Source organism: Falsiroseomonas sp. RANM36 (assembly GCF_056682175.1).
Genome location: NZ_JBWXTD010000005.1, coordinates 304,585 through 309,863, shown reverse-complemented (window position 1 = coordinate 309,863; position 5,279 = coordinate 304,585). Strand labels below are relative to the sequence as shown.

Here is a 5,279-nt window from a genome sequence, read left to right as displayed (position 1 = left end):
GCCGGCGCGCGGGCCCGCGCCCCCCCCCCCCCCCCCCCGCCCCCCCCCCCCCCCCCCCCCCCCCCCCCCCCCCCCCCCGGCCGCGAAGGCGGCCCGCGCACAAACCAACCGTCCCGCCGGGCTGAACAGTGGCCTGCGCGAAAGCCAAGCCGCCGGAGGCGTCACGCCGAAGGCGTGCTCTCCGCACGACGCCGGCGCTTGGGGCGTTACTTAAACCTGAACGTGATGCGGCCCTTGGTCAGGTCGTAGGGCGTCATCTCCACGTTCACGCGGTCGCCCGCGAGCACGCGGATGCGGTTCTTGCGCATCTTCCCGCTGGTATGCGCCAGCACCATGTGGTCGTTGTCGAGCTTCACGCGGAACATCGCGTTGGGCAGCAGTTCCACCACCTGGCCGCTGAACTCGATCATGTCTTCCTTCGACATGAGGCTCCTTTTCGCTGTCGCACCCTGTAGGTTCGCACCGAGGCACCGCTCGCCGGGCCGGAGCGTCCGAAGCGGGCGCAATATTCGGATTCGGGCGGGAAGATGAGCGTCAAGTCCCCCCGGGTCAAGGATCGCGAGACAGCCGCGCGGCCACGCTCAGCCCATGCGCGTGCAGCCCCTCCGCCTCGGCCAGCGTGACCGCCGCCGGGCCGATCGCCGCGAGGCCCTGCTCGGATGCCTCGACCCAGGTGGTGCGCTTGAGGAAGTCGAAGACGGAAAGGCCGGAGGCGAAGCGCGCCGTGCGCCCGGTGGGCAGCACGTGGTTCGGGCCGGCGACGTAGTCCCCGATCGCCTCCGGGCACCAGCGGCCGAGAAAGGCCGCGCCCGCGTGCCGGATTTTTCCGAAGAGCGCGCGCGGATCGGCCACCATGATCTGCAGGTGCTCGGGCGCCAGGCGGTTGGTCAGCTCCGCCGCCTCGTTCCAATCGCGCACCACCACCAGCGCCCCGTGCCGCGCCCAGGAGGCGCCAGCGATCATCGCGCGCGGCAGGGTCCGCAGCGCGCGCTCGACCGCGGCGGCCACGTCGTCGGCGAAGCCGGCGTCGTCGGTGATCAGGATGGATTGCGCCGCCTCGTCATGCTCGGCCTGGGCCAGCAGGTCCAGCGCGACATGGCGCGGGTCGTTGGACGCATCGGCGATCACCACCACCTCGGAGGGGCCGGCGATGGAATCGATGCCGACGCGGCCGAAGACCTGGCGCTTCGCCTCCGCCACATAGGCGTTGCCCGGGCCGACGATGCGGTCCACCGGCGCGATGCCGTCGGTGCCCCAGGCCAGCGCCGCCACCGCCTGCGCGCCGCCCACCCGAAAGACCTCGGTCACGCCGGCCAGCCGCGCCGCGGCCAGCACCAGCGGGTTGAGCACGCCGTCCGGCGTCGGCACGCACATCGCGATGCGCGAGACGCCCGCGACACGCGCCGGCAGCGCGTTCATCAGCACGGAGGACGGATAGGCCGCCTTGCCGCCGGGCACGTAGAGCCCCACCGCATCCAGCGCGCCCCAGCGCATCCCCGTGACGATGCCAGGCTCGGCCAGTTCCACGTCCCGCGGCATCTGCGCCCGATGGAATTTTTCGATTCTCTTGGCAGCCAATTCAAGCGCGGCGCGCCGTTCCGCGGGGATTGCGGCGACGGCGGCGTCGATCTCCGCCGCGGTCACGCGCAGCGCCGCGGCCGAGGCGGGGGTCCAGCGGTCGAAGCGCGCGGTCAGCTCCAGCAGCGCCGCATCGCCCCGCGCGCGGATTTCGGCAATGATGCCCGCGACGGCGGCATCCACCCTCGCCGTCGTCTCCCGCGCCTCGTCCAGCAGGGCGCGGAACGCCGCCTCGAAGCCGGCATCCATGGTGTCCAGTCGTTTCATCGCGCGCCCCCGCGCGTGGGCATCATCACCTTGCGTCACGCTCCGCCAGCGCCGCCCGGAAGCGGCTGATCCAGCCCGCAATCGCCTCCGGCCGCGTCTTCAGCGCGGTGCGGTTGACGATCAGGCGGGAGGTGACGTTCGCGATCACCTCCGTCTCCACCAGCCCGTTCGCCTTCAGCGTCGAGCCGGTCTGCACCAGGTCCACGATCACCCGCGCGAGCCCGAGCGAGGGCGCCAGCTCCATCGCGCCGTTCAGATGGACGATGTCGGCCTGCACGCCCTTCTGCGCGAAATGCCGCCGCGCGATCGCCGGGTATTTCGTCGCGACGCTGACGCGCGACGCCGCGCCGAGATCCTGCCCCGCCATCTCACCCGGCGCCGCGACACTCACGCGGCACCGCCCGATGCCGAGGTCGAGCGGCGCATAGATCTGGTCGTCGTCGAACTCCATCAGCACGTCGGCGCCGCAGACGCCGATCTGCGCCGCGCCATGCGCGACAAAGGTCGCCACGTCGAAGGAGCGCACCCGCACCACATCGAGGCCCGGATGGTCGGTCTCGAAGCGCAGGCGCCGGCTGTCCTCGTCGGCGAAGTCGGCGGCGGGGCGGATGCCGGCGCGCGCCAGCACCGGGGCGAGCTCCGCCAGGATCCGCCCCTTCGGCAGCGCCAGGATCAGCGTGCCGCCGGCCTCGGCCGGGGTGGAGGGATCGGCGGGGAATGTTGCGTCCGTCAGGGTTTCCATGGTCGATCCTGGCGCCCTGTCGCGATCACGGCGGCGTGGCCCCCGGGTGAATATCTTGCGGGTCCGGGCGCGAATCGCAGAGCCGGCCCGGCGGGTCAACCGGCGGCGTGCGCGCGGCAGCCCTTCGCGGGGCGTCTGGACCGTTGCGGTGCGGCCTTCCTAACCTGTCCCCGCCGAAGCGGAAGGATTGCGATGCGCCTGCTGGTGCCGTTCCTGGCCTGTCTGCTCTGGCTCGGCACCGCGGCCGCGCAGTCGCCGGGCCTCACCGCGCCGGCGGAAACCGAGCCCGATTTCTGGGCGGTGCGCGGCGTGCCCGGTGGCAGCCGCCTCAATCTGCGCGAGGAACCGGTCGAGGGACTGATCATCGCCGGCCTGCCGCCCGGCGAGGTGGTGCGCAACCGCGGCTGCCGCACCGTGCGGGCCGAGCGCTGGTGCCGGGTGGAGCGGCTGGCCGGCGCGCAAGCCGGCTGGGTCGCCGCCCGCTTCCTGCTGCCCGCCCCGCCGGGCGCCGTCCCCGCGCCGCCGCCCGAGCCCGAGCCCGTCTTCGACGCCACGGGCACCATCCCCTGCGCCACCATCCCCGGCCAGACCTCGCGCGACTGCGGCTTCGGCGTGCTGCGCAGCGCGCCGGGCGCGGCGAGCCTGCGGGTGCGCGGCGCGGCCGGCGTCACGCGCTGGATCTATTTCGACGAGGGCGCGCCGGTGCGCTCGGATGGCGAGGGCGTCTTCACCGTGGAGCGGCTGAACGACCTGTTCCTCATCCGCATCGGCGGCGAGCGCTACGAGGTGCCGCTCGCCGTGGTCAATGGCGGCTGACCGCGTTGCACCCTGCCGGTCTTCACACCGTGAACTGTTCCGCGATGATGCGCTCGCTGAGCCCATGGTCAGGGTCGAAGAGCATCGTCAGCGACACGCTCCGATCCTCCCGCACCTCCACGCGGCGCACGTCGCGCACCTCGGTGTAGTCGGCGGTGGCGGAGACGGGGCGCTTCTCGTGCTCCAGCACCTCGAACACAACCTCGGCCTCGGCCGGCAGCAGCGCGCCGCGCCAGCGCCGCGGGCGGAAGGCGCTGATCGGCGTCAGCGGCAGCAGGTTGGCGCCGAGCGGCACGATCGGCCCGTGCGCCGAGAGGTTGTAGGCCGTGCTGCCCGCCGGCGTGCTGACCAGGATGCCGTCGCAGATCAGCTCCGCCAGCCGCACCTTGCCGTCCACCATGACGCGGATCTTCGCCGCCTGGCGGGTCTCGCGCAGCAGCGAGACCTCGTTGATCGCCAGCGCCTCGGTCATGTCCGTCCCGCCGGTGAAGGCGTGCATGCGCAAGGGATGCAGCATGGCCGCCTGCGCCTGCGCCAGGCGCTCCGGCAGCCCGTCCTCGCGGTAGTCGTTCATCAGGAAGCCGACGCTGCCGCAGTTCATGCCATAGACCGGCAGGTTGCGGCCGAGCAGGCGGTGCTGCGTCTCCAGCATCATCCCGTCGCCGCCGAGCGCGACCACCACCTCCGCCCGGTCCAGCGACGCCGCGCCATAGCGCGCCGCCAGGCTGTCCTGCGCCGCGCGCGCGACCTCGGTCGGCGCCGCGAGGAAGGCGATGGCGGTCAAGCGCGGCCGTCCCGGCCGGAGCGGGAAGACCCGCCGATGCGGCTCACAGCCCCTCCACGCGCCTCGCTGCGTCGAGTGCGTCCACGCGCCTGGCGGCGTCGAGTGCGTCCACGCGCCTGGCGGCGTCGAGTGCGTCCACGCGCCTGGCGGCGTCGAGTGCGTCCACGCGCCTGGCGGCGCGATGCTCCAGCACCGGCATGTCGCGCCGCACGCGCGCGGTCACCGCGGGGTCGATCCGCGCCGTGGCCCAGCCCACGCCGTCGCTGCATTTCGCGACCACATGCCCCCAGGGGTCGCAGACCAGCGAATGGCCATAGACCTGCCGCGTCGCGCCGCGCTCCTCATAGGACCCGTAGGACGCCGCGGCGATGATCCAGCACTGCGATTCGATGGCGCGCGCGCGCAGCAGCACCTCCCAATGGTCCTTGCCGGTCTGCAGCGTGAAGTTGGAGGGCACCAGGATCGCCTCCGCGCCCATCCGCCGCAGCGCGACGAACTGCTCGGCGAAGCGCATGTCGTAGCAGACCGTCAGCCCGAGCGTGACGCCGCCCGCATCCACGCAGACCAATTCGGTCCCCGCGCCATAGAGCGCGCTTTCGCGATAGCCGGTGCCGTCGGGGGCGGTGATGTCGAACAGGTGGATCTTGCGGTAGCGCGCGACCTCGCGCCCGCCCGGGTCGAAGACGAGGGAGGTGTTGAAGAGCTTCTCCTCGCCCTTCTCGATGATGCTGCCGCCATGCACATGGATGCCGTTGGCGCGCGCGACCTCGCGCAGGAACTCATAGGCCGGGCCGCCCGTCGCGCCCGGCTCCGGCAATTCCTCGGCCGCCGCCATGCGCGCATCGCGCCCGCCGCCGAGATTGGTCCAGGTCTCGGGCAGGGAGACCATGTCCGGCCGGTCGGCCGCGATGGCGCCCTCGATCAGCCTCCGGGCCTGCGCGATGTTCGCGGCCTTGTCGGAGCCCTGGTTCATCTGGATGACGGCGACGCGCATCGCCCGATCAAGCGCCGGGACGGCGCGGCGCCCACGCCCCCCGCGCCCCCGAGGGGGCCCCCCCCCGCCCGGCGGCCCCAGGCAGAAGCCCCCCACCC

The 5,279-nt window shown here is 73.0% G+C and carries 6 protein-coding genes; 1 reads left to right on the top strand and 5 read right to left on the bottom strand.

Going from position 1 to position 5,279, the window contains the following annotated elements; all coding sequences use genetic code 11:
- Positions 1-206 precede the first annotated feature (206 nt).
- The 3 genes from infA to hisG all read right to left on the bottom strand — a co-directional run bounded on the left by infA (position 207) and on the right by hisG (position 2,587).
- Positions 207-425 carry a translation initiation factor IF-1 gene (gene infA / locus AC1MIR_RS19475; RefSeq protein ID WP_026033499.1) on the bottom strand — a complete coding sequence of 73 codons (219 nt, stop codon included), beginning with the start codon at positions 423-425 and terminating at the stop codon, positions 207-209.
- A gap of 124 nt (positions 426-549) precedes the next feature.
- Positions 550-1,845 carry a histidinol dehydrogenase gene (hisD, locus tag AC1MIR_RS19470; protein WP_480029846.1) on the bottom strand — a complete coding sequence of 432 codons (1,296 nt, stop codon included), beginning with the start codon at positions 1,843-1,845 and terminating at the stop codon, positions 550-552.
- 25 nt (positions 1,846-1,870) lie between these two features.
- Entirely contained in the window at positions 1,871-2,587 is a 717-nt protein-coding gene (gene hisG, locus AC1MIR_RS19465) for an ATP phosphoribosyltransferase (protein WP_480029845.1), read from the bottom strand.
- A gap of 192 nt (positions 2,588-2,779) precedes the next feature.
- Here hisG and AC1MIR_RS19460 point away from each other — a divergent pair, with 192 nt between their 5' ends.
- Entirely contained in the window at positions 2,780-3,403 is a 624-nt protein-coding gene (locus AC1MIR_RS19460) for an SH3 domain-containing protein (protein WP_480029844.1), read from the top strand.
- A gap of 22 nt (positions 3,404-3,425) precedes the next feature.
- On the opposite strand, the gene AC1MIR_RS19455 is transcribed toward AC1MIR_RS19460, so the two are convergent.
- Positions 3,426-4,187: an NAD kinase gene (locus tag AC1MIR_RS19455; protein WP_480029843.1), complete on the bottom strand. Its 762-nt coding sequence runs from the start codon at positions 4,185-4,187 to the stop codon at positions 3,426-3,428.
- A 43-nt stretch (positions 4,188-4,230) separates the two neighbouring features.
- Complete coding sequence (locus AC1MIR_RS19450; protein WP_480029842.1) at positions 4,231-5,181, bottom strand: carbon-nitrogen hydrolase family protein; 951 nt, start codon at positions 5,179-5,181, stop codon at positions 4,231-4,233.
- Positions 5,182-5,279 lie beyond the last annotated feature (98 nt).

Bases quoted from the DNA above. Each gene is read 5' to 3' on its own strand.
- hisD (WP_480029846.1), bottom strand. From the start codon at position 1,845: ATGAAACGACTGGACACCATGGATGCCGGCTTCGAGGCGGCGTTCCGC.
- AC1MIR_RS19460 (WP_480029844.1), top strand. From the start codon at position 2,780: ATGCGCCTGCTGGTGCCGTTCCTGGCCTGTCTGCTCTGGCTCGGCACC.
- infA (WP_026033499.1), bottom strand. From the start codon at position 425: ATGTCGAAGGAAGACATGATCGAGTTCAGCGGCCAGGTGGTGGAACTG.
- hisG (WP_480029845.1), bottom strand. From the start codon at position 2,587: ATGGAAACCCTGACGGACGCAACATTCCCCGCCGATCCCTCCACCCCG.
- AC1MIR_RS19450 (WP_480029842.1), bottom strand. From the start codon at position 5,181: ATGCGCGTCGCCGTCATCCAGATGAACCAGGGCTCCGACAAGGCCGCG.